Below are 22,820 nucleotides of genomic sequence, written 5' to 3' on the forward strand. Positions count from 1 at the left end.
TTGACAGCATCGTGTGTCATCACCAGAATAGCGGGCTCTCCCACCCCTGACCGGTTAGGCCAAGGTCATCAAAAAGGGGTGGAGCGGAGGGATACCCAAGCGGCCAACGGGGGCAGACTGTAAATCTGCTGGCTTACGCCTTCGGTGGTTCGAATCCACCTCCCTCCACCAGTTTCATGTTGTGGCGGTTTTTCCGGTGCGGGAGTAGTTCAATGGTAGAACCTCAGCCTTCCAAGCTGATGGTGCGGGTTCGATTCCCGTCTCCCGCTCCATTGAACGAAATTGAAAACATGTCATAATACAAAACTCGCTCACGTAGCTCAGTCGGTAGAGCACCTCCTTGGTAAGGAGGAGGTCGAAGGTTCGATTCCTTTCGTGAGCACCATCTTGCTCAAAGCGCCATAACCAACCTGTTACCGAGAAGAAGCAGCCATGTCCAAGGGTAAGTTCGAACGTACCAAGCCGCACGTCAACGTCGGCACCATCGGCCACGTCGACCATGGCAAGACCACGCTGACCGCCGCGCTGACCAAGATCGGTGCCGAGCGTTTCGGTGGCGAGTTCAAGGACTACTCCTCGATCGACGCCGCGCCGGAAGAGAAGGCGCGTGGCATCACGATCTCGACCGCGCACGTCGAGTATGAATCCGCGACCCGCCACTACGCCCACGTGGACTGCCCGGGCCACGCCGACTACGTGAAGAACATGATCACGGGTGCGGCGCAGATGGACGGCGCGATCCTGGTGTGCTCGGCCGCTGACGGCCCGATGCCGCAGACCCGCGAGCACATCCTGCTGTCGCGTCAGGTTGGCGTGCCGTACATCGTCGTGTTCCTGAACAAGGCCGACATGGTGGACGACGCCGAGCTGCTCGAGCTGGTCGAGATGGAAGTGCGCGAGCTGCTGAGCAAGTACGACTTCCCGGGCGACGACACCCCGATCGTGCACGGTTCGGCCCGCCTGGCGCTGGAAGGCGACCAGAGCGAGATCGGCGTGCCGGCGATCCTGAGGCTGGTCGATGCGCTGGACAGCTGGATCCCGACCCCGGAGCGTGACGTCGACAAGCCGTTCCTGATGCCGGTGGAAGACGTGTTCTCGATCTCGGGCCGCGGCACCGTGGTGACCGGCCGTATCGAGCGCGGCGTGATCAAGGTGGGCGAGGAAATCGAAATCGTCGGTATCCGTCCGACCCAGAAGACCACCGTGACCGGCGTGGAAATGTTCCGCAAGCTGCTGGACCAGGGTCAGGCGGGCGACAACGCTGGCCTGCTGCTGCGCGGCACCAAGCGTGACGACGTGGAGCGCGGCCAGGTGCTGGCCAAGCCGGGTTCGATCACCCCGCACACCGAGTTCGAAGCCGAGGTGTACGTGCTGTCCAAGGACGAAGGTGGCCGTCACACCCCGTTCTTCAAGGGCTACCGTCCGCAGTTCTACTTCCGTACCACCGACATCACCGGCGCCGTGCAGCTGCCGGAGGGCGTCGAGATGGTGATGCCGGGCGACAACGTGAAGATGTCGGTCACGCTGATCAACCCGGTGGCGATGGACGAAGGCCTGCGCTTCGCCATCCGCGAAGGCGGCCGCACCGTCGGCGCCGGCGTCGTCGCCAAGATCACCAAGTAAGCCTGCAGTACCCGGCGGTAGTTGAGTCTGCCGCTGGTACGCGAATGGCGGGCCGGGAACCTCGGTCCGCCTTCGCCGTCTAAGGGACGTGAAACAAGCCAAGTCATACGCCAGTAGCTCAATTGGCAGAGCAGCGGTCTCCAAAACCGCAGGTTGGGGGTTCGAGTCCCTCCTGGCGTGCCACTTGCCACCTATCCAGTGACCTTGGTCGCGCCCGCAGCAAGAGTCGGATGAACAGCAAGATCGAGCATTCCAAGAGCGCCGCCTCCGGTGGCGATATGGTCAAGTACGTTGGCGCCGCCCTGCTGGTGCTGGCGGGCTTGTTCGTCTGGTTCTGGTTCTCCACTCCGGCGCGCGCGGCGCAGCTGGGCGCGTGGTCGGGTCAGCTGCGTGCGCTGGCCGTTGTCGTCGGCCTGGTCGCGGGCGGCGCGTTGTTCATGTTCACCGCCAAGGGCCACCAGGTCCGCGAATTCCTTTCCGAGTCCCGGTTCGAGCTGCGCAAGGTCGTATGGCCGACCCGCCAGGAAGCCATCCGCATGACCTGGGTGGTGATCGTGGTCGTGATCGTGCTGAGCCTGCTGCTGGGTGGCTTCGACTTCGTGATCCAGAAGCTGACCCAGTGGTTCCTGGGGCGTTGAGGAGATAACAGTGAAACGTTGGTACGTCGTCCACGCCTATTCGGGCTTCGAGAAGTCGGTTGCCCAGGCCCTGCGTGACCGCATCGCCCGCGAGGGCATGGAGGAGCGTTTCGGCGACGTCCTGGTTCCGACCGAGGAAGTGGTGGAGATGCGCTCCGGCCAGAAGCGCCGTTCCGAGCGCAAGTTCTTCCCGGGTTACGTGCTGGTCCAGATCGAGACCCACGAAGAAGCCGGCATCCCGCGCATCGACAACGAGAGCTGGCACCTGGTCAAGGAAACCCCGAAGGTGCTGGGTTTCATCGGCGGTACCGCCGATCGCCCGTTGCCGATCCGCGACGACGAGGCGGCCGCCATCCTGGATCGCGTCCAGGAAGGCGTCGAGAAGCCGCGCCCGAAGGTGCTGTTCGAGCCGGGCCAGATGGTCCGCGTCATCGATGGCCCGTTCAACGACTTCAACGGCGTGGTCGAGGAAGTCAACTACGAGAAGAGCCGCCTGCGCGTGTCGGTGCTGATCTTCGGCCGTGCCACCCCGGTCGAGCTCGAGTTCGGGCAGGTCGAGAAGGCGGTCTGACGTGCTGCCGCCAGCCTGTTCAGGTTGGCGGCGCAAAAACTGCTAGAATTGCCGGCTCCCTGAAAGGGGCTGAGACCAAAGGCCGCCGCGAGGTGGCCTTTGCCGCGATTCCAAGATTTCAAAACGCGATGCCGGGACGCGTGATTCCCGGTCCGATGGGGAGCCTGTTGTCGCAAGGCGCTAGCACCCGGAGAGCACTCAAATGGCAAAGAAAGTTGTCGGTTACATCAAGCTGCAGGTGAAGGCCGGTCAGGCCAACCCCTCGCCGCCGGTCGGTCCTGCGCTGGGTCAGCGCGGCCTGAACATCATGGAATTCTGCAAGGCGTTCAATGCCGCCACGCAGAAGCTGGAGCCGGGTATCCCGGTGCCGGTGATCATCACGGCCTATTCGGACCGTACCTTCACCTTCATCACCAAGAGCACCCCGGCCACCGTGCTGCTCAAGAAGGCGGCGGGCATCACCTCGGGCTCCAAGCGCCCGAACACCGACAAGGTGGGCAAGGTCACCCGCAAGCAGCTTGAAGAAATCTGCAAGGCGAAGGAGCCGGACCTGACGGCTGCCGACCTGGACGCCGCCGTGCGTACGATCGCGGGCTCGGCCCGTTCCATGGGCCTGGTGGTGGAGGGTTAATCAGATGGCACAGACCAAGCGTGAGAAGGCCATCAAGGCCGCCGTCGTCCCGGGCAAGAGCTACGCCTTCGAGGACGCGATCAATATCCTGAAGACCGCCACCAAGGCCAAGTTCGTCGAGTCGATCGACGTCGCCGTGCGCCTGGGCGTGGATGCGAAGAAGTCCGACCAGCAGGTGCGCGGTTCGACCGTGCTGCCGGCCGGTACCGGCAAGTCGGTGCGCGTCGCCGTGTTCGCTCCGGCCGGTGCCAAGGCTGACGAAGCCCTGGCCGCTGGCGCCGAAGCCGTCGGCATGGACGACCTGGCCGAGAAGATGCAGGCCGGCGACCTGAACTACGACGTGGTCATCGCGACCCCGGACGCCATGCGCGTCGTCGGCAAGCTGGGTACCGTGCTGGGCCCGCGCGGCCTGATGCCGAACCCGAAGGTCGGCACCGTTTCCCCGAACCCGGGTGAAGCCGTGAAGAACGCCAAGTCGGGCCAGGTCCGTTACCGCACCGACAAGGCCGGCATCATCCACTGCACCATCGGCAAGGCCAGCTTCGACAACGCCGCGCTGCAGTCGAACCTGCAGGCGCTGCTGCTGGACCTGATCAAGGCCAAGCCGGCCACCTCGAAGGGCACCTACCTGCAGAAGGTTTCGGTCAGCTCGACGATGGGCCCGGGCGTCACCGTCGATCAGTCGTCGCTGACCCTGAAGTAATCGTTTCAAGCGGATGCGGCACCCTGTGCCGCGTCCGTCATTTTGAAGGCGCCGAGCCGGTTCGTCCGGCCCGGTAGCCGTCAAAGACCGCAGGCGCGGTCAGCGCATACCGGCGACGGGCACGGAAGCTCGATCTGGCAAGGAGTCGCCGCCGGCATAGCGGGATCGCTTAATCGATTCCCCGGAATCACCCTGCGTAGATGGTGCCGCCCTTCTGGAGTTTTTCTGGTTCACGCAGGTCTGGGATTCCCCGGGCCAGCACACTCCAGGTCTGGAATGGCCACCACCGGAGCGTCACCCCGATGCTCCCGGCGTCCAGGATGGATGCCGCACAGGACCGCACACGGCAGGAGCCGTAAGCGGAGTTCAATTGGAGGAGTGCAATGGCTCTCAATCTGTCCCAGAAGCAAGAAGTAGTCGCCGAACTGGCAGACGTCGCCGCCAAGGCCCACTCCTTGATCGCAGCCGAATATGCTGGCACCACGGTCGCTCAGATGACCGCGATGCGCAAGCAGGCCCGCGAAACCGGCGTTTTCTTGAAGGTTGTCAAGAACACGCTGGCCGCGCGCGCCGTTGAAGGCACCGAATTCGCAGTCGCCAAGGACCAGATGGTCGGTCCGCTGCTGTATGCGTTTTCGCTCGAGGAGCCCGGCGCCGCCGGTCGCCTGATCAAGGATGCCGCCAAGGGCAACGACAAGCTGCAGGCGAAGATCGTGGCAGTGGGTGGCGAAGTCTACCCGCCGAGCCACGTCGATGTGCTGGCATCGCTGCCGACCCGTGATCAGGCCCTGGCCATGCTGGCCCGCGTCCTGACCGAGCCGGTCACCATGTTCGCGCGCGCCGTCAAGGCTGTTGGTGAGAAGCAGAACGGTGGTGCGGCTGTCGAAGCTGCCGAGCCGGCCGCTGAAACCGCCTGAGTTCGACGTTTCCGTGGTTCTGAATAGAACCTCAACCCAGAATATTTTCCAAAGGTAATCAAAATGTCCCTTACCAACGAACAGATCGTCGACGCCATCGCCGAGAAGTCCCTGATGGAAGTGATGGAGCTGGTCAAGGCCATCGAAGACAAGTTCGGCGTTTCCGCCGCTGCCCCGGTCATGGCCGTCGCCGCCGCCGGCCCGGCCGCTGCCGTGGAAGAGCAGACCGAGTTCAACGTCATCCTGAAGGATGCCGGCGCCAAGAAGGTCGAAGTGATCAAGGCCGTCCGCGCCATCACCGGCCTGGGCCTGAAGGAAGCGAAGGATCTGGCCGAGGCCGGTGGCGTCGTGAAGGAAGGCGCTTCGAAGGAAGACGCCGAGAAGTTCAAGAAGGAACTGGAAGCCGCCGGCGCCACCGTCGAGCTGAAGTAAGCAGTTCCCTTGCGTCGCCATCGATTCACGGCGATGCAGCCAGGGCTGGGGGCCTAAAGCCCCCGGCCTTTGGTCGTTGTAGAGCCGGGCGGTGCCCGGTGCGGTGAAAAGCCCAACACGGGCTGCGTTCCAAGCCAGGCCGGCCAGCGCATCGCGCGGCGGGCAGGGTGGCAGGCAGACGAGTTGGCAGTTGGAAGTAGCGGGAGAAGGCGTGCTGGTGCCGGCAATACCAGCGACTTCCAACTGACAATTTAAAAGTTCCCTTCCGGGTCGTGGACGCGCGGCCCGCACAACAAGGTGGAAGATCCCATGACGTCCTATTCGTACACCGAAAAAAAGCGCATCCGCAAGGATTTCGGCAAGCAGCGCTCGATCCTCGAGGTGCCGTTCCTGCTGGCCATCCAGGTCGACTCCTACCGCGAGTTCCTGCAGGAGAACACTGACCCGGCCAAGCGCTCCGACCACGGCCTGCACGCCGCGCTGAAGTCGGTGTTCCCGATCTCCAGCTACAGCGGCAACGCCGCCCTGGAGTACGTGGGCTACAAGCTGGGCGAGCCGGTGTTCGACGAACGCGAGTGCCGCCAGCGTGGCATGAGCTACGGCGCCCCGCTGCGCGTGACCGTGCGCCTGGTCATCTACGACAAGGAATCGTCCACCAAGGCGATCAAGTACGTGAAGGAGCAGGAGGTCTACCTCGGCGAAATCCCGCTGATGACCGACAACGGCACCTTCATCGTCAACGGTACCGAGCGCGTCATCGTTTCGCAGCTGCACCGTTCGCCGGGCGTGTTCTTCGACCACGACCGCGGCAAGACGCACAGCTCGGGCAAGCTGCTGTACAGCGCCCGCATCATTCCTTACCGCGGCTCCTGGCTGGACTTCGAGTTCGACCCGAAGGACGCGCTGTTCACCCGTATCGACCGCCGCCGCAAGCTGCCGGTGTCGATCCTGCTGCGCGCGCTCGGCTACAACAACGAAGAAATGCTCAACGAGTTCTTCGACATCAACACCTTCCACATCCTGCCGGAAGGCGAGGGCGTGCAGCTGGAGCTGGTGGCCGAACGCCTGCGTGGCGAGACCCTGGGCTTCGACCTGGCCGATGGCGACAAGGTCATCGTGGAAGCCGGCAAGCGCATCACCGCGCGCCACGTCAAGCAGCTGCAGGCCTCGGGCATCGCCGCGCTGGCCGTGCCGGACGACTACCTGGTGGGCCGCATCCTGTCGCATGACGTGGTCGACGCCAACACCGGCGAACTGCTGGCCCAGGCCAACGACGAGATCACCGAAGAGCAGCTGCAGAACTTCCGCAAGGCCGGCGTGGACGCGGTTGGCACCCTGTGGGTGAACGACCTGGACCGTGGCCCGTACCTGTCCAACACCCTGCGCATCGACCCGACCAAGACCCAGCTCGAGGCCCTGGTCGAGATCTACCGCATGATGCGCCCGGGCGAGCCGCCGACCAAGGACGCCGCGCAGAACCTGTTCCACAACCTGTTCTTCACCTTCGAGCGCTACGACCTGTCCACGGTCGGCCGCATGAAGTTCAACCGCCGTGTCGGCCGCAAGGAAGTCACCGGCGAAGCCGTGCTGTACGACAGCAAGTACTTCGGCGAGCGCAACGACGAAGAGTCCAAGCGCCTGGTCTCCACCCATGGCGACGGGTCCGACATCCTGGACGTGATCAAGGTCCTGACCGAGATCCGCAACGGCCGTGGCGTGGTGGACGACATCGACCACCTGGGCAACCGCCGCGTGCGTTCGGTCGGCGAAATGGCCGAGAACGTGTTCCGCGTGGGCCTGGTCCGCGTCGAGCGCGCGGTCAAGGAGCGCCTGTCGATGGCCGAGTCCGAGGGCCTGACCCCGCAGGAGCTGATCAACGCCAAGCCGGTCGCCGCTGCCATCAAGGAATTCTTCGGTTCCTCGCAGCTGTCGCAGTTCATGGACCAGAACAACCCGCTGTCGGAAGTGACGCACAAGCGCCGCGTCTCGGCACTGGGCCCGGGCGGTCTGACCCGCGAGCGCGCCGGCTTCGAAGTGCGCGACGTGCACCCGACCCATTACGGCCGCGTCTGCACCATCGAAACCCCGGAAGGCCCGAACATCGGCCTGATCAACTCGCTGGCCGTGTTCGCCCGCACCAACCAGTACGGTTTCCTCGAGACCCCGTACCGCAAGGTCGTGGATGGCAAGGTCACCGACGACGTCGAGTACCTGTCGGCGATCGAGGAGAACGAGTACGTCATCGCCCAGGCCAACGCCCTGACCGACGCCAAGAACATGCTCACCGAGCAGTTCGTGCCGTGCCGCTACCAGGGCGAGTCGCTGCTGAAGCCGCCGGCGGAAGTGCACTTCATGGACGTCTCGCCGATGCAGACCGTGTCGGTCGCCGCGGCGCTGGTGCCGTTCCTGGAGCACGACGACGCCAACCGCGCACTGATGGGCGCGAACATGCAGCGCCAGGCCGTTCCGACCCTGCGTGCGCAGAAGCCGCTGGTGGGCACCGGCATCGAGCGCGCGGTGGCGCGTGACTCGGGCGTGACCGTGAACGCCCGTCGTGGCGGCGATATCGTGCAGATCGACGCCGGCCGCATCGTGGTCAAGGTCAACGAGAACGAGATCACCGACGCGTCCGACGCCGGCGTCGACATCTACAACCTGATCAAGTACACCCGCTCGAACCAGAACACCTGCATCAACCAGCGTCCGCTGGTGAAGGTGGGCGACGTGATCGCCCGCGGCGACGTGCTGGCCGACGGCCCGTCGACCGACATCGGCGAGCTGGCCCTGGGCCAGAACATGCTGATCGCGTTCATGCCGTGGAACGGCTACAACTTCGAAGACTCCATCCTGCTCTCCGAGCGCGTGGTGGAAGAGGATCGCTACACCACGATCCACATCGAAGAGCTGACCTGCGTCGCGCGCGACACCAAGCTGGGGCCGGAGGAAATCTCGGCCGACATCCCGAACGTCTCCGAGCAGGCGCTGAACCGCCTGGACGAGAGCGGCGTGGTGTACATCGGTGCGGAAGTCCGCGCCGGCGACATCCTGGTGGGCAAGGTCACGCCGAAGGGCGAGAGCCAGCTGACCCCGGAAGAGAAGCTGCTGCGCGCGATCTTCGGCGAGAAGGCTTCCGACGTTAAGGACAGCTCGCTGCGCGTGCCGCCGGGCATGGACGGCACCGTCATCGACGTGCAGGTCTTCACCCGCGACGGCATCGAGAAGGACAAGCGCGCGCGCCAGATCGAAGAGAACGAGATCAAGCGCGTCAAGAAGGACTTCGACGACCAGTTCCGCATCCTGGAAGCGGCGATCTACGCGCGCCTGCGCTCGCAGATCGTGGGCAAGGTGGCCAACGGCGGTGCCGGCCTGAAGAAGGGCGACACCATCACCGACGCCTTCCTGGATGGCCTGAAGAAGGCCGACTGGTTCACCCTGCGCATGAAGGACGAGGACGCCTCCGAGGCGATCGAGCGCGCCCAGAAGCAGATCCAGGCGCACGAGAAGGAGTTCGAGCGCCGCTTTGCCGACAAGCGCGGCAAGATCACCCAGGGCGACGATCTGGCCCCGGGCGTGCTGAAGATGGTCAAGGTGTTCCTGGCGGTGAAGCGCCGCATCCAGCCGGGCGACAAGATGGCTGGTCGCCACGGCAACAAGGGTGTGGTCTCCAACGTGGTGCCGGTCGAGGACATGCCGTACATGGCCGACGGTACCTCGGTGGACATCTGTCTGAACCCGCTGGGCGTGCCGTCGCGCATGAACATCGGCCAGATCCTCGAAGTGCACCTGGGCTGGGCCGCCAAGGGCCTGGGCCGGCGCATCCAGAAGATGCTGGAGCAGCAGCGTGCGGTGAACGAGCTGCGCGAGTTCCTCGGCAAGATCTACAACCACGACAGCAAGCTGGCCGGTGATCGCGTCGACCTGTCGCAGTTCAGCGACGAGGAGCTGGTGGCGCTGGCCCGCAACCTGACCGATGGCGTGCCGATGGCCACCCCGGTGTTCGACGGTGCGCACGAGGACGAGATCCGCGAGATGCTGAACCTGGCATACCCGGACGGCGACAAGGACACCGAGCAGCTGGGCTTCAACGCCAGCAAGACGCAGATGCAGCTGTACGACGGCCGCACCGGCGAGGCGTTCGACCGCAAGACCACCGTCGGCTACATGCACTACCTGAAGCTGAACCACCTGGTCGACGACAAGATGCACGCCCGTTCGACCGGTCCGTACTCGCTCGTCACCCAGCAGCCGCTGGGCGGCAAGGCGCAGTTCGGCGGCCAGCGCTTCGGTGAGATGGAAGTCTGGGCGCTGGAAGCCTACGGCGCGGCCTACACCCTGCAGGAAATGCTGACGGTGAAGTCCGACGACGTGCAGGGCCGCAACCAGATGTACAAGAACATCGTCGACGGCGAGCACGAGATGGTCGCGGGCATGCCGGAATCCTTCAACGTGCTGGTGAAGGAAATCCGCTCCCTGGCCATCAACATGGAACTGGAAGACAACTGATCGAGCAGGCGCCGCCGCAGCGATGCGGCGGCGCCGCCGGCAGCCACCTGACAGCCCATCGACACAGCATTCCTCCTTTCGGAGAACACCATGAAAGACCTGCTCAATCTCTTCAACCAGCAGCGCCAGACGCTGGACTTCGACGCGATCAAGATCGGCCTGGCTTCGCCGGACCTGATCCGCTCCTGGTCCTTCGGCGAGGTGAAGAAGCCGGAAACCATCAATTACCGTACCTTCAAGCCGGAACGCGACGGCCTGTTCTGCGCCGCCATCTTCGGCCCGGTGAAGGACTACGAGTGCCTGTGCGGCAAGTACAAGCGCATGAAGCACCGCGGCGTCGTGTGCGAGAAGTGCGGCACCGAAGTGACCCTGGCCAAGGTGCGCCGCGAGCGCATGGGCCATATCGACCTGGCTTCGCCGGTCGCCCACATCTGGTTCCTCAAGTCGCTGCCGTCGCGCATCGGCCTGATGCTGGACATGACCCTGCGCGACATCGAGCGCGTGCTGTACTTCGAAGCGTACGTGGTGACCGAGCCGGGCCTGACCGCCCTGGAGCGCCGCCAGCTGCTGACCGAAGAGCAGTACCTGCAGGCGCGCCAGGAGCACGGTGACGACTTCGACGCCGCCATGGGCGCCGAGGCCGTGTACGAACTGCTGCGCACCATCGACCTGCAGGCCGAGATGGTGAAGCTGAAGGAGGAGATCGCCTCCACCGGTTCGGAAACCAAGCTCAAGCGCCTGACCAAGCGGATCAAGCTGGTCGAGGCCTTCCTGGAGTCGGGCAACCGTCCGGAGTGGATGGTCATGACCGTGCTGCCGGTGCTGCCGCCGGACCTGCGCCCGCTGGTTCCGCTGGACGGCGGCCGCTTCGCGACCTCCGACCTGAACGACCTGTACCGCCGCGTCATCAACCGCAACAACCGCCTGCGCCGCCTGCTGGAGCTCAACGCTCCGGACATCATCGTGCGCAACGAAAAGCGCATGCTGCAGGAATCGGTTGACGCCCTGTTGGACAACGGCCGCCGCGGCCGTGCCATCACCGGCACCAACAAGCGCCCGCTCAAGTCGCTGGCCGACATGATCAAGGGCAAGCAGGGTCGCTTCCGCCAGAACCTGCTGGGCAAGCGCGTCGACTACTCGGGCCGTTCGGTCATCACCGTGGGTCCGTACCTGAAGCTGCACCAGTGCGGCCTGCCGAAGAAGATGGCGCTGGAGCTGTTCAAGCCGTTCGTGTTCGCCAAGCTGCAGCGTCGCGGCCTGGCCACCACCATCAAGGCCGCCAAGAAGCTGGTCGAGCGCGAGGAAGGCGAGGTCTGGGACATCCTGGAAGAAGTCATCCGCGAGCATCCGGTGCTGCTGAACCGCGCGCCGACCCTGCACCGCCTCGGCATCCAGGCGTTCGAGCCGCTGCTGATCGAGGGCAAGGCCATCCAGCTGCACCCGCTGGTCTGCACCGCGTTCAACGCCGACTTCGACGGTGACCAGATGGCCGTGCACGTGCCGCTTTCGCTGGAAGCCCAGCTGGAAGCGCGTGCGCTGATGATGTCCACCAACAACATCCTGTCGCCGGCCAACGGCGAGCCGATCATCGTGCCGTCGCAGGACGTGGTGTTGGGCCTGTACTACCTCAGCCGCGCCCTGATCAACAAGAAGGGCGAGGGCATGGTGTTCGCGAACACCAACGAAGTGAAGCGCGCCTACGACAACCGCGTGGTCGAGCTGCACGCCAAGGTCAAGGTGCGCATCACCCAGGTCGAGCGCGACGAGCAGGGCAACAAGGTCAGCAAGACCTCGATCCAGGACACCACCGTCGGCCGTGCGCTGCTGAGCGAGATCATGCCCGAGGGCCTGCCGTTCGAGCTGTGCAACACCGAGATGACCAAGAAGAACATCTCGCGCCTGATCAACCAGAGCTACCGCCTGCTCGGCCTGAAGGACACCGTGGTGTTCGCCGACAAGCTGATGTACACCGGCTACGCCTACGCGACCCGCGCCGGCGTGTCGATCGGCATCGACGACATGCTCATCCCGGACGAGAAGAAGGGCATCCTGGGCGAAGCCGAGCAGGAAGTGCTGGAAATCCAGGAGCAGTACCAGTCGGGCCTGGTCACCGCCGGCGAGCGCTACAACAAGGTGGTCGACATCTGGTCGCGTACCAACGAGCGCATCGCCAAGGCGATGATGGAAACCATCGGTACCGAGAAGGTCGAGGACGGCGAGGGCAAGCTGGTCGACCAGAAGTCGATGAACTCGCTGTACATCATGGCCGACTCCGGCGCCCGTGGTAGCCAGGCGCAGATCCGCCAGCTGGCCGGCATGCGTGGCCTGATGGCCCGCCCGGACGGCTCGATCATCGAGACGCCCATCAAGGCGAACTTCCGCGAAGGCCTGAACGTGCAGGAGTACTTCAACTCCACCCACGGTGCCCGTAAGGGTCTGGCCGATACCGCGCTGAAGACCGCCAACTCCGGTTACCTGACCCGTCGCCTGGTCGACGTGGCGCAGGACGTGGTGATCACCGAAGTCGACTGCGGCACCGTCGACGGCCTGACCATGACCCCGATCGTGGAAGGCGGCGACGTGGTCGAGCCGCTGAAGGACCGCGTGCTGGGCCGCGTCGTGGCCGAGGACGTGTTCCTGCCGGGCAACGACGAGGATCCGATCGTCACCCGCAACACGCTGCTCGACGAAGCCTGGGTGCAGAAGCTCGAGGATGCCGGCGTCCAGTCGATCAAGGTGCGCTCGACCATCACCTGCGAAAGCTCGTTCGGCGTGTGCTCGCGCTGCTACGGCCGCGACCTGGCCCGTGGTCACCTGGTCAACATCGGCGAAGCGGTCGGCGTCATCGCCGCGCAGTCGATCGGCGAGCCGGGTACCCAGCTGACCATGCGTACGTTCCACATCGGTGGCGCGGCGTCGCGTGCGGCGGCGGTGGACAACATCACCGTCAAGACCACCGGTTCGGTGAAGTTCAACAACCTCAAGCACGTCGACCATGCCAACGGTTCGCTGGTGGCGGTGTCGCGTTCGGGCGAAGTGTCGGTGCTCGACGCCCACGGCCGCGAGCGCGAGCGCTACAAGCTGCCGTACGGTGCCACCATCACCGTCAAGGACGGTGCCGAGATCAAGGCTGGCCAGACCGTGGCCAACTGGGATCCGCACAACCACCCGATCGTGTCGGAAGTGGCCGGCTTCATCCGCTTCATCGACTTCATCGACGGCGTCACCGTCATCGAGAAGACCGACGAGCTGACCGGCCTGGCCTCGCGCGAGATCACCGATCCCAAGCGCCGTGGCTCGCAGGCCAAGGATCTGCGTCCGCTGGTGCGCATCGTCGATGGCAAGGGCAACGACCTGACCATCCCGGGCACCGACCTGCCGGCGCAGTACCTGCTGCCGCCGCGTTCGATCGTCAACCTGCAGGATGGCGCCCCGGTGGGCGTGGGCGACGTGGTCGCCAAGATCCCGCAGGAAGCGTCCAAGACCCGCGACATCACCGGTGGTCTGCCGCGCGTGGCCGACCTGTTCGAGGCGCGCAAGCCGAAGGATCCGGCGATCCTGGCCGAGCGTTCGGGCATCATCAGCTTCGGCAAGGACACCAAGGGCAAGCAGCGCCTGATCATCAAGGACACCGATGGTTCCGAGCACGAGGAGCTGATTCCGAAGTACCGCCAGATCATCGTGTTCGAAGGCGAGCACGTCAGCCGCGGCGAAACCATCGTGGACGGCGAGCCGAGCCCGCAGGACATCCTGCGCCTGAAGGGCGTGGAGGAGCTGGCGCGCTACCTGGTCAAGGAAATCCAGGACGTGTACCGCCTGCAGGGCGTGAAGATCAACGACAAGCACATCGAGGTGATCTCGCGCCAGATGCTGCGCAAGGTCGAGATCGTCGACCAGGGCAGCAGCAAGTTCCTCAATGGCGAGCAGGCCGAGCGCCAGCGCGTGATCGAGGAAAATGCCAAGCTGGCGACCCGCAACGAACTGCCGGCGCGTTTCGAGCCGGTGCTGCTGGGCATCACCAAGGCCTCGCTGGCGACCGAGTCGTTCATCTCGGCCGCGTCGTTCCAGGAGACCACCCGCGTGCTGACCGAGGCGGCCGTGCGCGGCACCGCGGACAACCTGCGCGGCCTGAAGGAAAACGTCATCGTCGGCCGCCTGATTCCGGCGGGTACCGGCCTTGCGTACCACACCAAGCGCCGTCGCGGCGCCTCCGGCCTGACCGAGTCGGAGATCGAGACCCTGGCCGGTACGGCGGTGATCGAGTCGGAGGTTGCACCGGCTGAAGCTGAACAGGCTGCAGGCGGCGAGGAATGAGGTAGGTCCGGCCATTGGCCGGGCGCTTTGAAGAACTGCCGGCCAGGACCGGCCGGCGGTTCAACCTGAACGGGGTACATGGAGGCCCCCCTGTAACGGCCCGGGATCAGGGCTGGCCTGGAAGGAGCGCGTTTGACTGCGTTCCGGACGGGTTGCTACAATCGTCTGTCTCGGCAGGCCTGAATTTCGGGCCTGCTTTCCATTTTCCGCATCTGGCCGTTTTTGCGGCCCCAATCAGAAGAACCTACTGATGGCGACGATCAACCAGCTGGTCCGCAAGCCGCGGCAAGCGACCACCTACAAGAGTGCCTCGCCGGCGCTCGACAAGTGCCCGCAGCGCCGTGGCGTCTGCACCCGTGTCTACACCACCACCCCGAAGAAGCCGAACTCGGCTCTGCGCAAGGTTGCCAAGGTCCGCCTGACCAACCAGGAAGAGGTGATTTCCTACATCGGTGGTGAAGGCCACAACCTGCAGGAGCACTCCGTGGTCCTGATCCGCGGCGGTCGCGTCAAGGACCTGCCGGGTGTGCGTTACCACACCGTTCGTGGCTCGCTCGACGCCGCCGGCGTCGCCAAGCGTCGCCAGGCCCGTTCCAAGTACGGCGCCAAGCGTCCGAAGGCCTAAGGAGAGAGCACTATGTCGCGTAAGGGTAATACTCCGCAGCGTTCCGTCCTGCCCGATCCGAAGCACGGAAGCGAAACCATCGCCCGCTTCATCAACATGGTCATGCAGAGCGGCAAGAAGTCGGTCGCCGAGAAGATCGTGTACGGCGCCATGGACGTGATCGGCGAAAAGAATCCGAATGCCATCGAGCTGGTGCAGAAGGCGCTGGACAACGTGGCCCCGGCCGTCGAAGTGAAGTCCCGCCGCGTCGGCGGCGCCACCTACCAGGTGCCGGTCGAAGTGCGCGCCTCGCGCAAGATGGCCCTGGCCATGCGCTGGCTGATCGAGTCTGCCCGCAAGCGCGGCGAGAACTCGATGCCGCGCAAGCTGGCCGCCGAGCTGCTGGACGCCTCGGAAAACCGTGGCGGCGCCATCAAGAAGCGTGAAGAAACCCACCGCATGGCGGAAGCGAACAAGGCGTTCGCGCACTACCGCTGGTGAGTTTGAAGGCCTTGTGAACACAGGCCGGTGACACCATCTGGGTGTCACCTCGCGGTGACAGAATCGCCGCGTCAACCCGAAGGCCGCCGAAAGGCGGCGTTCGGCCATTCCGAAATCCGAAAAATCTGAGAGGCTCCCCGTGGCCCGCACCACTCCCATCGAGCGTTACCGCAACTTCGGCATCATGGCCCACATCGATGCCGGCAAGACCACCACGTCCGAGCGCATCCTGTTCTACACCGGCAAGAGCCACAAGCTGGGTGAGGTGCACGATGGCGCCGCCACCATGGACTGGATGGAGCAGGAGCAGGAGCGTGGCATCACGATCCAGTCCGCTGCCACCACCGCGTTCTGGAAGGGCATGGACAAGTCCATGCCGGAGCACCGCTTCAACATCATCGATACCCCCGGGCACGTCGACTTCACCATCGAAGTCGAGCGTTCGCTGCGCGTGCTCGACGGTGCGGTGTTCGTGCTGTGCGCCGTCGGTGGCGTGCAGCCGCAGTCCGAGACCGTGTGGCGCCAGGCCAACAAGTACCACGTGCCGCGCATCGCGTTCGTCAACAAGATGGACCGCACCGGCGCCAACTTCTTCAAGGTCCGTGACCAGCTGAAGGCCCGCCTGGGCGCCGTGCCGGTGCCGATGCAGATCCCGGTGGGTGCCGAGGACAACTTCCAGGGCGTGGTTGACCTGGTGAAGATGAAGGCCATCGCGTGGGACGAGAAGTCCCAGGGCATGAGCTTCGAGTACCGCGACATCCCGGCCGAGCTGCAGGCCCAGGCCGAGGAAGCGCGCGCGTTCATGGTCGAGTCGGCCGCCGAAGCCAGCGAAGAGCTGATGGAGAAGTACCTGGGCGGCGAGGAGCTGACCGAGGACGAGATCTACAACGCCCTGCGTATCCGTACGCTGGCGACCGAGATCGTGCCGATGTTCTGCGGCTCGGCGTTCAAGAACAAGGGCGTGCAGGCCATGCTCGACGGCGTCATCAAGCTGCTGCCGTCGCCGGTCGACGTGCCGTCGGTCAAGGGCACCGACATCGACGACGAGACCAAGGAAATGTCGCGCGAATCCAGCGACAAGGCCCCGTTCTCGGCGCTGGCGTTCAAGATCATGACCGACCCGTTCGTGGGTTCGCTGACCTTCTTCCGCGTCTACTCGGGCGTGCTGAACGCCGGCGACCAGGTGCTGAACTCGGTGCGCAACAAGAAGGAGCGCATCGGCCGCGTGCTGCAGATGCACTCCAACAACCGCGAAGAGATCAAGGAAGTGCTGGCCGGCGACATCGCCGCGGCGGTGGGCCTGAAGGATGTCACCACCGGTGACACCCTGTGCGCCATCGACGCCCCGATCGTCCTGGAGCGCATGGCGTTCCCGGAGCCGGTGATCTCCATGGCGGTCGAGCCGAAGACCAAGTCCGACCAGGAAAAGATGGGCATGGCCCTGGGCCGTCTGGCGCAGGAAGACCCGTCGTTCCGCGTCAAGACCGACGAAGAGTCGGGCCAGACGATCATCTCGGGCATGGGCGAGCTGCACCTGGACATCATCGTCGACCGCCTGAAGCGCGAGTTCAACGTCGAAGCCAACGTCGGCAAGCCGCAGGTCGCGTACCGCGAGACCATCCAGGCCGCGGACGTGAAGTCGGACTACAAGCACGCCAAGCAGTCCGGTGGTAAGGGCCAGTACGGTCACGTCGTGATCGAGATGTCCCCGATCACCGCTGCCGACCGCGAGAAGCACGGCGCCGACATCAAGGACGACTTCCTGTTCCTGAACGAGATCACCGGTGGCGTGATTCCGAAGGAATTCATCCCGTCGGTCGAAAAGGGCCTGCGCGAGACCATCACCAGCGGCCCGCTGGCCGGCTTCCCGGTGGTGGACGTGAAGGTCAAGCTGGTGTTCGGTTCGTACCACGACGTCGACTCCTCGGAAATGGCGTTCAAGCTGGCCGCCTCGATGGCGTTCAAGCAGGGCTTCGCCAAGGCCAAGCCGGTGCTGCTGGAGCCGATCATGAAGGTCGAGATCGTGACCCCGGAGGACTACCAGGGCGACGTGATGGGCGACGTGAGCCGTCGCCGCGGCGTGCTGCAGGGTTCGGACACCAGCGTTTCGGGCGTTGTCATCAATGCGATGATCCCGCTGGGCGAAATGTTCGGTTACGCCACCCAGCTGCGTTCGATGAGCCAGGGTCGCGCCACGTTCTCGATGGAATTCGACCACTACGAGCCGGCGCCGAACAACATCGCCGAAACCGTCATCAAGAAGGCCTGAGCCCGCGGGGCTCAGGTTCTCCACACAACTTTCAGCTAATCAAGGAATATCAAAATGTCCAAGGGTAAGTTCGAACGTACCAAGCCGCACGTCAACGTCGGCACCATCGGCCACGTCGACCATGGCAAGACCACGCTGACCGCCGCGCTGACCAAGATCGGTGCCGAGCGTTTCGGTGGCGAGTTCAAGGACTACTCCTCGATCGACGCCGCGCCGGAAGAGAAGGCGCGTGGCATCACGATCTCGACCGCGCACGTCGAGTATGAATCCGCGACCCGCCACTACGCCCACGTGGACTGCCCGGGCCACGCCGACTACGTGAAGAACATGATCACGGGTGCGGCGCAGATGGACGGCGCGATCCTGGTGTGCTCGGCCGCTGACGGCCCGATGCCGCAGACCCGCGAGCACATCCTGCTGTCGCGTCAGGTTGGCGTGCCGTACATCGTCGTGTTCCTGAACAAGGCCGACATGGTGGACGACGCCGAGCTGCTCGAGCTGGTCGAGATGGAAGTGCGCGAGCTGCTGAGCAAGTACGACTTCCCGGGCGACGACACCCCGATCGTGCACGGTTCGGCCCGCCTGGCGCTGGAAGGCGACCAGAGCGAGATCGGCGTGCCGGCGATCCTGAAGCTGGTCGATGCGCTGGACAGCTGGATCCCGACCCCGGAGCGTGACGTCGACAAGCCGTTCCTGATGCCGGTGGAAGACGTGTTCTCGATCTCGGGCCGCGGCACCGTGGTGACCGGCCGTATCGAGCGCGGCGTGATCAAGGTGGGCGAGGAAATCGAAATCGTCGGTATCCGTCCGACCCAGAAGACCACCGTGACCGGCGTGGAAATGTTCCGCAAGCTGCTGGACCAGGGTCAGGCGGGCGACAACGCTGGCCTGCTGCTGCGCGGCACCAAGCGTGACGACGTGGAGCGCGGCCAGGTGCTGGCCAAGCCGGGTTCGATCACCCCGCACACCGAGTTCGAAGCCGAGGTGTACGTGCTGTCCAAGGACGAAGGTGGCCGTCACACCCCGTTCTTCAAGGGCTACCGTCCGCAGTTCTACTTCCGTACCACCGACATCACCGGTGCCGTGCAGCTGCCGGAGGGCGTCGAGATGGTGATGCCGGGCGACAACGTGAAGATGTCGGTCACGCTGATCAACCCGGTGGCGATGGACGAAGGCCTGCGCTTCGCCATCCGCGAAGGCGGCCGCACCGTCGGCGCCGGCGTCGTCGCCAAGATCACCAAGTAATCGCGTCTTTCCCGTTCGCGGGAAGCGTGGAAAAGGGCGGCCTCCGGGCCGCCCTTTTTTGTTGCCGGCGGCGTACGCCGGTGGCTTTGCCGGAGCGGGCGCACGGCAGTGCCGGCAGGCGCACCTGCTGCGTGCCCGGGCCGTGGCATCGGCAGCCAGGTCCGCGCCCGGGTGGCTGGTTGGGTTGGTGCATGCCCGGGCGGGGGCGGGGTGCACGGCAGGTGCCGGGCTTTGTTGTCGCCGATGGCGGAAAACGCCCGCTTTCGCGCTCTTGTATCGACGGGGTGCGCACATGGCGCGCCGGAATCGGCTGTCGCCGCCATGACCTTCGCTACGTGAACCGGGCGATGGATGCACCTAAGGTGCTGCGTGCGGTGGCGATGGTCGCCGACAGTACAGACGCGAGGAGAAGAGGGATGTTGCGAGCAGTGGGAAAGGGGCGGCGCAGGGCGCTGGCAGTAGCGCTGGCGGCGTTCGCGGCGGTAGCGCAGGCGGCGGCGCCGGCGCCGGAGGAGCACTTCGGCTTCAGCATCGGCGACGACTACATGCTCGCCAACTACACCCGGACCGAGGCCTACTTCCGCAAGGTCGCGGCCGGCTCCGACCGTTTCCGGCTGGTGGAACTGGGCAGGACCTCCGAGGGGCGCGCGCAGGTGATGCTGATCGCCTCCTCGCCGTCCAACCTGGCCAGGCTGGACGAATACCGGGCCATTTCCGAGCGGCTGGCGCGGGCGCGTGACGATGCCGCGGTCGCGCGCGGGTTGGCTGAGCAGGGCAAGGCGGTGGTCTGGATCGATGGCGGCCTGCATGCCAACGAGACGGTCGGCGCGCACCAGTTGATCGAGACCGTCTGGCAGCTGGCCAGTCGCGACGACGCCGAGACCCGCCGCATCCTCGACGACACCATCATCCTGCTGGTCCATGCCAACCCGGACGGGCAGGAGCTGTACTCGGACTGGTACATGCGCGAGCCGGTGCCGGCCAGGCGCGTGCTCGACAAGCCGCCGCGCCTGTACCAGAAGTACGCAGGGCACGACAACAACCGCGATTTCTACATGGCCGCGCTGCAGGAAACGCGCAACCTCAACCTGGCCATGTACACGCGCTGGTACCCGCAGATCGTCTACAACCACCACCAGACCTCGCCCAAGGGCACGGTCATCGTCATCCCGCCGTATCGCGATCCCTACAACTACAACATCGACGCGATGATCCCGGTCGGGCTGGAGGCGCTGGGGTCGGCCATGAACCTGCGCTACCTGCAGGAGGACAAGCCCGGTGCGGTATCCAAGGGCGGCAGCGTGTATTCCACCTGGTGGAATGGCGGCCTGCGCACCATGCCGTACTTCCACAACATGCTTGGCGTGCTGACCGAGATCACCGGCAACCCGACGCCGATGCAGATCCCGTTCCTGCCGGAGCGGCAGCTGCCCGACAGCAACCTGCCGGCACCGGTGCCGGCGCAGACCTGGCATTTCCGCCAGTCCATCGACTACAGCCTGACTGCCAACTGGGCGTTGCTGGACTATGCCTCGCGCAATCGCGAGCAGCTGCTGTGGAACATCTACCGCATGGGCCGCAATTCCATCGAGCGCGGCAGCCGCGATACCTGGACCCCGCGCCCGAGCGTGCTGGCCAGGGCCCGCGCCGCCGCCGGCAAGGACGGCAAGCCCGCCGCGGAGCTCGATGCGGGCCAGGTGCAGGCGCTGCTGCGCAGCCCGGACCAGCGTGACCCGCGCGGCTACATCATCCCGGCCGACCAGGCGGACTTCCCGACCGCGACCGCCTTCGTCAATGCGCTGCAGCTGGCGGGCGTCGAGGTATCGCGCGCCAGCCGGCCGTTCGTGGTGGCCGGCCGCAGGTACCCGGCCGGCTCGTTCGTGGTCCGGGCCGACCAGGCCTTCCGGCCGCACGTGCTGGACATGTTCGAACCGCAGGACCACCCGCATGACTTCGAGTACGAGGGTGGCCCGCCGATCGCGCCCTACGACTCCGCCGGCTGGACGCTGGCGTTCCAGATGGGGGTTGCCTTCGACCGGGTGCTGGATGCCTTCGACGGCCCGTTCCAGGCGCTGCCGGCCGGGCAGCTGCAGGTGCCCGCCGATGTGCCGGTGCCGGGTTCGGCCAACGGCTACCTGCTCGATGCGCGTGCCAACAACAGCGTGATCGCGGTCAATCGCCTGCTGAAGGCGGGCGTGCCGGTGCGGCGCCTGCAGGACCGCGATGGCGCCTTCTTCGTGCCGGCGGCCGCGCCCGAAGCGCTGGCCACCGCCCTGCGCGGGACCGGCGTGCGGGCGCTTGCCGCCGACCGCCGCGTCACTGGCGGGGTGTCGGTGAAGGCGCCGCGGATCGCGCTGTGGGACCACTACGGCGGCTCCATGGTGTCCGGTTGGACCCGGCTGGTCCTGGACAGCTTCGGCTTCGATTACGAAGTGGTGTATCCGCGGCAGATCCTCGATGACGACCTGCGCAGCCGGTTCGACGTGTTGATCCTGCCCAGCGGCGCGCTGCCGCTGCCGGCGGAGCTGGCGGTCGAGGGCAAGGCCGGGCGCGCGCCGGCCTCGCCGGATCCGGCCACCATCCCGGCCGAATTCCACCCGCTGCTCGGCGAACTGCAGGGTGAGGCCGCGGTCGCCGCGCTGCGCCGTTTCCTGCAGGCCGGTGGCCATGTCGTGGCAACCGGCTCGTCCAGTGGACTGGCGCTGCAGTTGGGCCTGCCGCTGCGCAGTCATCTGCAGTCGACCGGTGCCGACGGCCAGCCGCGGGCGCTGAGCCAGCGCGAGTACTACATCCCCGGCAGCGTGCTGCAGGTCGCGGTGGACAAGTCGCGGCCGCTTGCCTGGGGGCTGCCGCAGCGGCTGGATGTGTACTTCTCCGACGGCCGCTGGGACAATGCGCCGGTGTTCGACCTGCCGGCCGGCCGCACCGACATCCGCCCGCTGTTGCGCTTCGATACGGCCACCCCGCTGCGCAGCGGCTGGGCCTGGGGCCAGGAATACCTGCAGGGCGGGGTGCTGGCCGCCGAGGCCGATGTCGGCGCCGGGCGCCTGACCTTCTTCGGCACGGACATCACCTTCCGTGCGCAGGCCCACGGCTCGTTCAAGCTGCTGTTCAACAGCCTGCTGCAGGCCGGGGGCGACCCGGAATGAGGCGCCGGGGCCGGCATGGCCCCCGTCGCCGCCGGCCAAGCATGGCCGGCAGCTGAAGCGCAAGAGGCAGGCGGCGCCCGGGACTTGCAAAGCCCCGGGAATGCTGACAGAATGCACGACCACTCGCGGGACTCATGCTTGCATGGGCCCCGCAACCAGCGAAATGAAGGGCAGGACGCGCTTCGTATTCGCCAGACTAAGGACAGGTCGCGTGGGTCGCTCCAGGGCATCGGGGCGCTTTCTGCGCGTTTGTTTGTGTCTGGGGCGGGCCGGGTAACCGGGCCGCCTTGCTGTTTTGAAGGGATTCGCGCGGCGGCCTGGTGGACAACGCCGCGCATTCATGGGGTCCGGTACACAAGAGGCCGGGCCTGTCGCTCTTTAGACCTATAGGAACACCGTCATGGCGGACCAAAAGATCCGGATTCGGCTGAAGGCGTTCGATCATCGCTTGATCGACCGCTCGGCCAGCGAGATCGTTGAAACGGCCAAGCGGACCGGCGCGCAAGTGCGTGGCCCGATCCCGCTGCCTACCAAGATCGAACGTTACACCGTTCTGGTTTCCCCGCACGTCGACAAGGACGCGCGTGACCAGTACGAAACCCGCACGCACAAGCGCGTGCTCGACATCGTCGACCCCAACGACAAGACCGTGGACGCGCTGATGAAGCTCGAACTGGCTGCCGGCGTCGACGTTCAGATCAAGCTGACCTGAGGACTGCG

Annotated in this window: 15 protein-coding genes and 4 tRNA genes; all 19 read left to right on the forward strand. The window is 65.4% G+C overall.

The features are described 5' to 3' along the window. The first annotated feature begins 85 nt into the window (after positions 1-85). Positions 86-171 (forward strand) — tRNA-Tyr (locus F0P95_RS07425). Between the two features lie 27 nt (positions 172-198). Beyond that, positions 199-272, forward strand: a tRNA-Gly gene (locus F0P95_RS07430). A gap of 37 nt (positions 273-309) precedes the next feature. Continuing rightward, a tRNA-Thr gene (locus tag F0P95_RS07435) sits at positions 310-385 on the forward strand. Positions 386-432: 47 nt separating this feature from the next. Then, a complete protein-coding gene (tuf, locus tag F0P95_RS07440) occupies positions 433-1,623 on the forward strand; it encodes an elongation factor Tu (RefSeq protein WP_182336326.1) in 1,191 nt (396 codons plus the stop codon). A 107-nt stretch (positions 1,624-1,730) separates the two neighbouring features. Then, positions 1,731-1,806: transfer RNA gene (locus F0P95_RS07445), tRNA-Trp, on the forward strand. Positions 1,807-1,853: 47 nt separating this feature from the next. After that, entirely contained in the window at positions 1,854-2,261 is a 408-nt protein-coding gene (gene secE / locus F0P95_RS07450; protein ID WP_182336327.1) for a preprotein translocase subunit SecE, read from the forward strand. Positions 2,262-2,271: 10 nt separating this feature from the next. Then, the gene (gene nusG, locus F0P95_RS07455) at positions 2,272-2,832 is read left to right on the forward strand and encodes a transcription termination/antitermination protein NusG (protein ID WP_056931950.1); all 561 of its coding nucleotides are present in this window, start codon (positions 2,272-2,274) and stop codon (positions 2,830-2,832) included. A 202-nt stretch (positions 2,833-3,034) separates the two neighbouring features. After that, a complete protein-coding gene (rplK, locus tag F0P95_RS07460; protein ID WP_054663281.1) occupies positions 3,035-3,463 on the forward strand; it encodes a 50S ribosomal protein L11 in 429 nt (142 codons plus the stop codon). 4 nt (positions 3,464-3,467) lie between these two features. Continuing rightward, positions 3,468-4,166, forward strand: coding sequence for a 50S ribosomal protein L1 (gene rplA / locus F0P95_RS07465; RefSeq protein ID WP_054663283.1), 699 nt, complete (start codon positions 3,468-3,470; stop codon positions 4,164-4,166). 383 nt (positions 4,167-4,549) lie between these two features. After that, entirely contained in the window at positions 4,550-5,083 is a 534-nt protein-coding gene (rplJ, locus tag F0P95_RS07470; RefSeq protein WP_054663285.1) for a 50S ribosomal protein L10, read from the forward strand. Positions 5,084-5,146: 63 nt separating this feature from the next. Continuing rightward, on the forward strand, positions 5,147-5,515 hold the full coding sequence (rplL, locus tag F0P95_RS07475) for a 50S ribosomal protein L7/L12 (RefSeq protein WP_054663288.1): 369 nt from the start codon (positions 5,147-5,149) through the stop codon (positions 5,513-5,515). A gap of 309 nt (positions 5,516-5,824) precedes the next feature. After that, positions 5,825-10,018 carry a DNA-directed RNA polymerase subunit beta gene (gene rpoB / locus F0P95_RS07480; protein WP_056932020.1) on the forward strand — a complete coding sequence of 1,398 codons (4,194 nt, stop codon included), beginning with the start codon at positions 5,825-5,827 and terminating at the stop codon, positions 10,016-10,018. A gap of 90 nt (positions 10,019-10,108) precedes the next feature. After that, positions 10,109-14,332 (forward strand): DNA-directed RNA polymerase subunit beta', encoded by a 4,224-nt coding sequence (gene rpoC / locus F0P95_RS07485; RefSeq protein WP_054663294.1) that lies wholly within the window; start codon positions 10,109-10,111, stop codon positions 14,330-14,332. 250 nt (positions 14,333-14,582) lie between these two features. After that, the gene (gene rpsL / locus F0P95_RS07490; RefSeq protein ID WP_004145320.1) at positions 14,583-14,957 is read left to right on the forward strand and encodes a 30S ribosomal protein S12; all 375 of its coding nucleotides are present in this window, start codon (positions 14,583-14,585) and stop codon (positions 14,955-14,957) included. 12 nt (positions 14,958-14,969) lie between these two features. Then, positions 14,970-15,437: a 30S ribosomal protein S7 gene (gene rpsG, locus F0P95_RS07495; RefSeq protein WP_104938134.1), complete on the forward strand. Its 468-nt coding sequence runs from the start codon at positions 14,970-14,972 to the stop codon at positions 15,435-15,437. A 139-nt stretch (positions 15,438-15,576) separates the two neighbouring features. Continuing rightward, positions 15,577-17,706, forward strand: coding sequence for an elongation factor G (fusA, locus tag F0P95_RS07500; protein ID WP_054663300.1), 2,130 nt, complete (start codon positions 15,577-15,579; stop codon positions 17,704-17,706). A 54-nt stretch (positions 17,707-17,760) separates the two neighbouring features. Beyond that, positions 17,761-18,951 (forward strand): elongation factor Tu, encoded by a 1,191-nt coding sequence (gene tuf, locus F0P95_RS07505; protein WP_054663274.1) that lies wholly within the window; start codon positions 17,761-17,763, stop codon positions 18,949-18,951. Between the two features lie 416 nt (positions 18,952-19,367). Beyond that, positions 19,368-22,100, forward strand: a complete 2,733-nt coding sequence (locus F0P95_RS07510) for a M14 family metallopeptidase (protein ID WP_182336328.1) — start codon at positions 19,368-19,370, stop codon at positions 22,098-22,100. A 400-nt stretch (positions 22,101-22,500) separates the two neighbouring features. Further along, positions 22,501-22,812 carry a 30S ribosomal protein S10 gene (gene rpsJ, locus F0P95_RS07515; RefSeq protein WP_005408208.1) on the forward strand — a complete coding sequence of 104 codons (312 nt, stop codon included), beginning with the start codon at positions 22,501-22,503 and terminating at the stop codon, positions 22,810-22,812. Positions 22,813-22,820 lie beyond the last annotated feature (8 nt).

It is taken from the genome of Stenotrophomonas acidaminiphila, from assembly GCF_014109845.1.
Taxonomy (GTDB): domain Bacteria; phylum Pseudomonadota; class Gammaproteobacteria; order Xanthomonadales; family Xanthomonadaceae; genus Stenotrophomonas; species Stenotrophomonas acidaminiphila.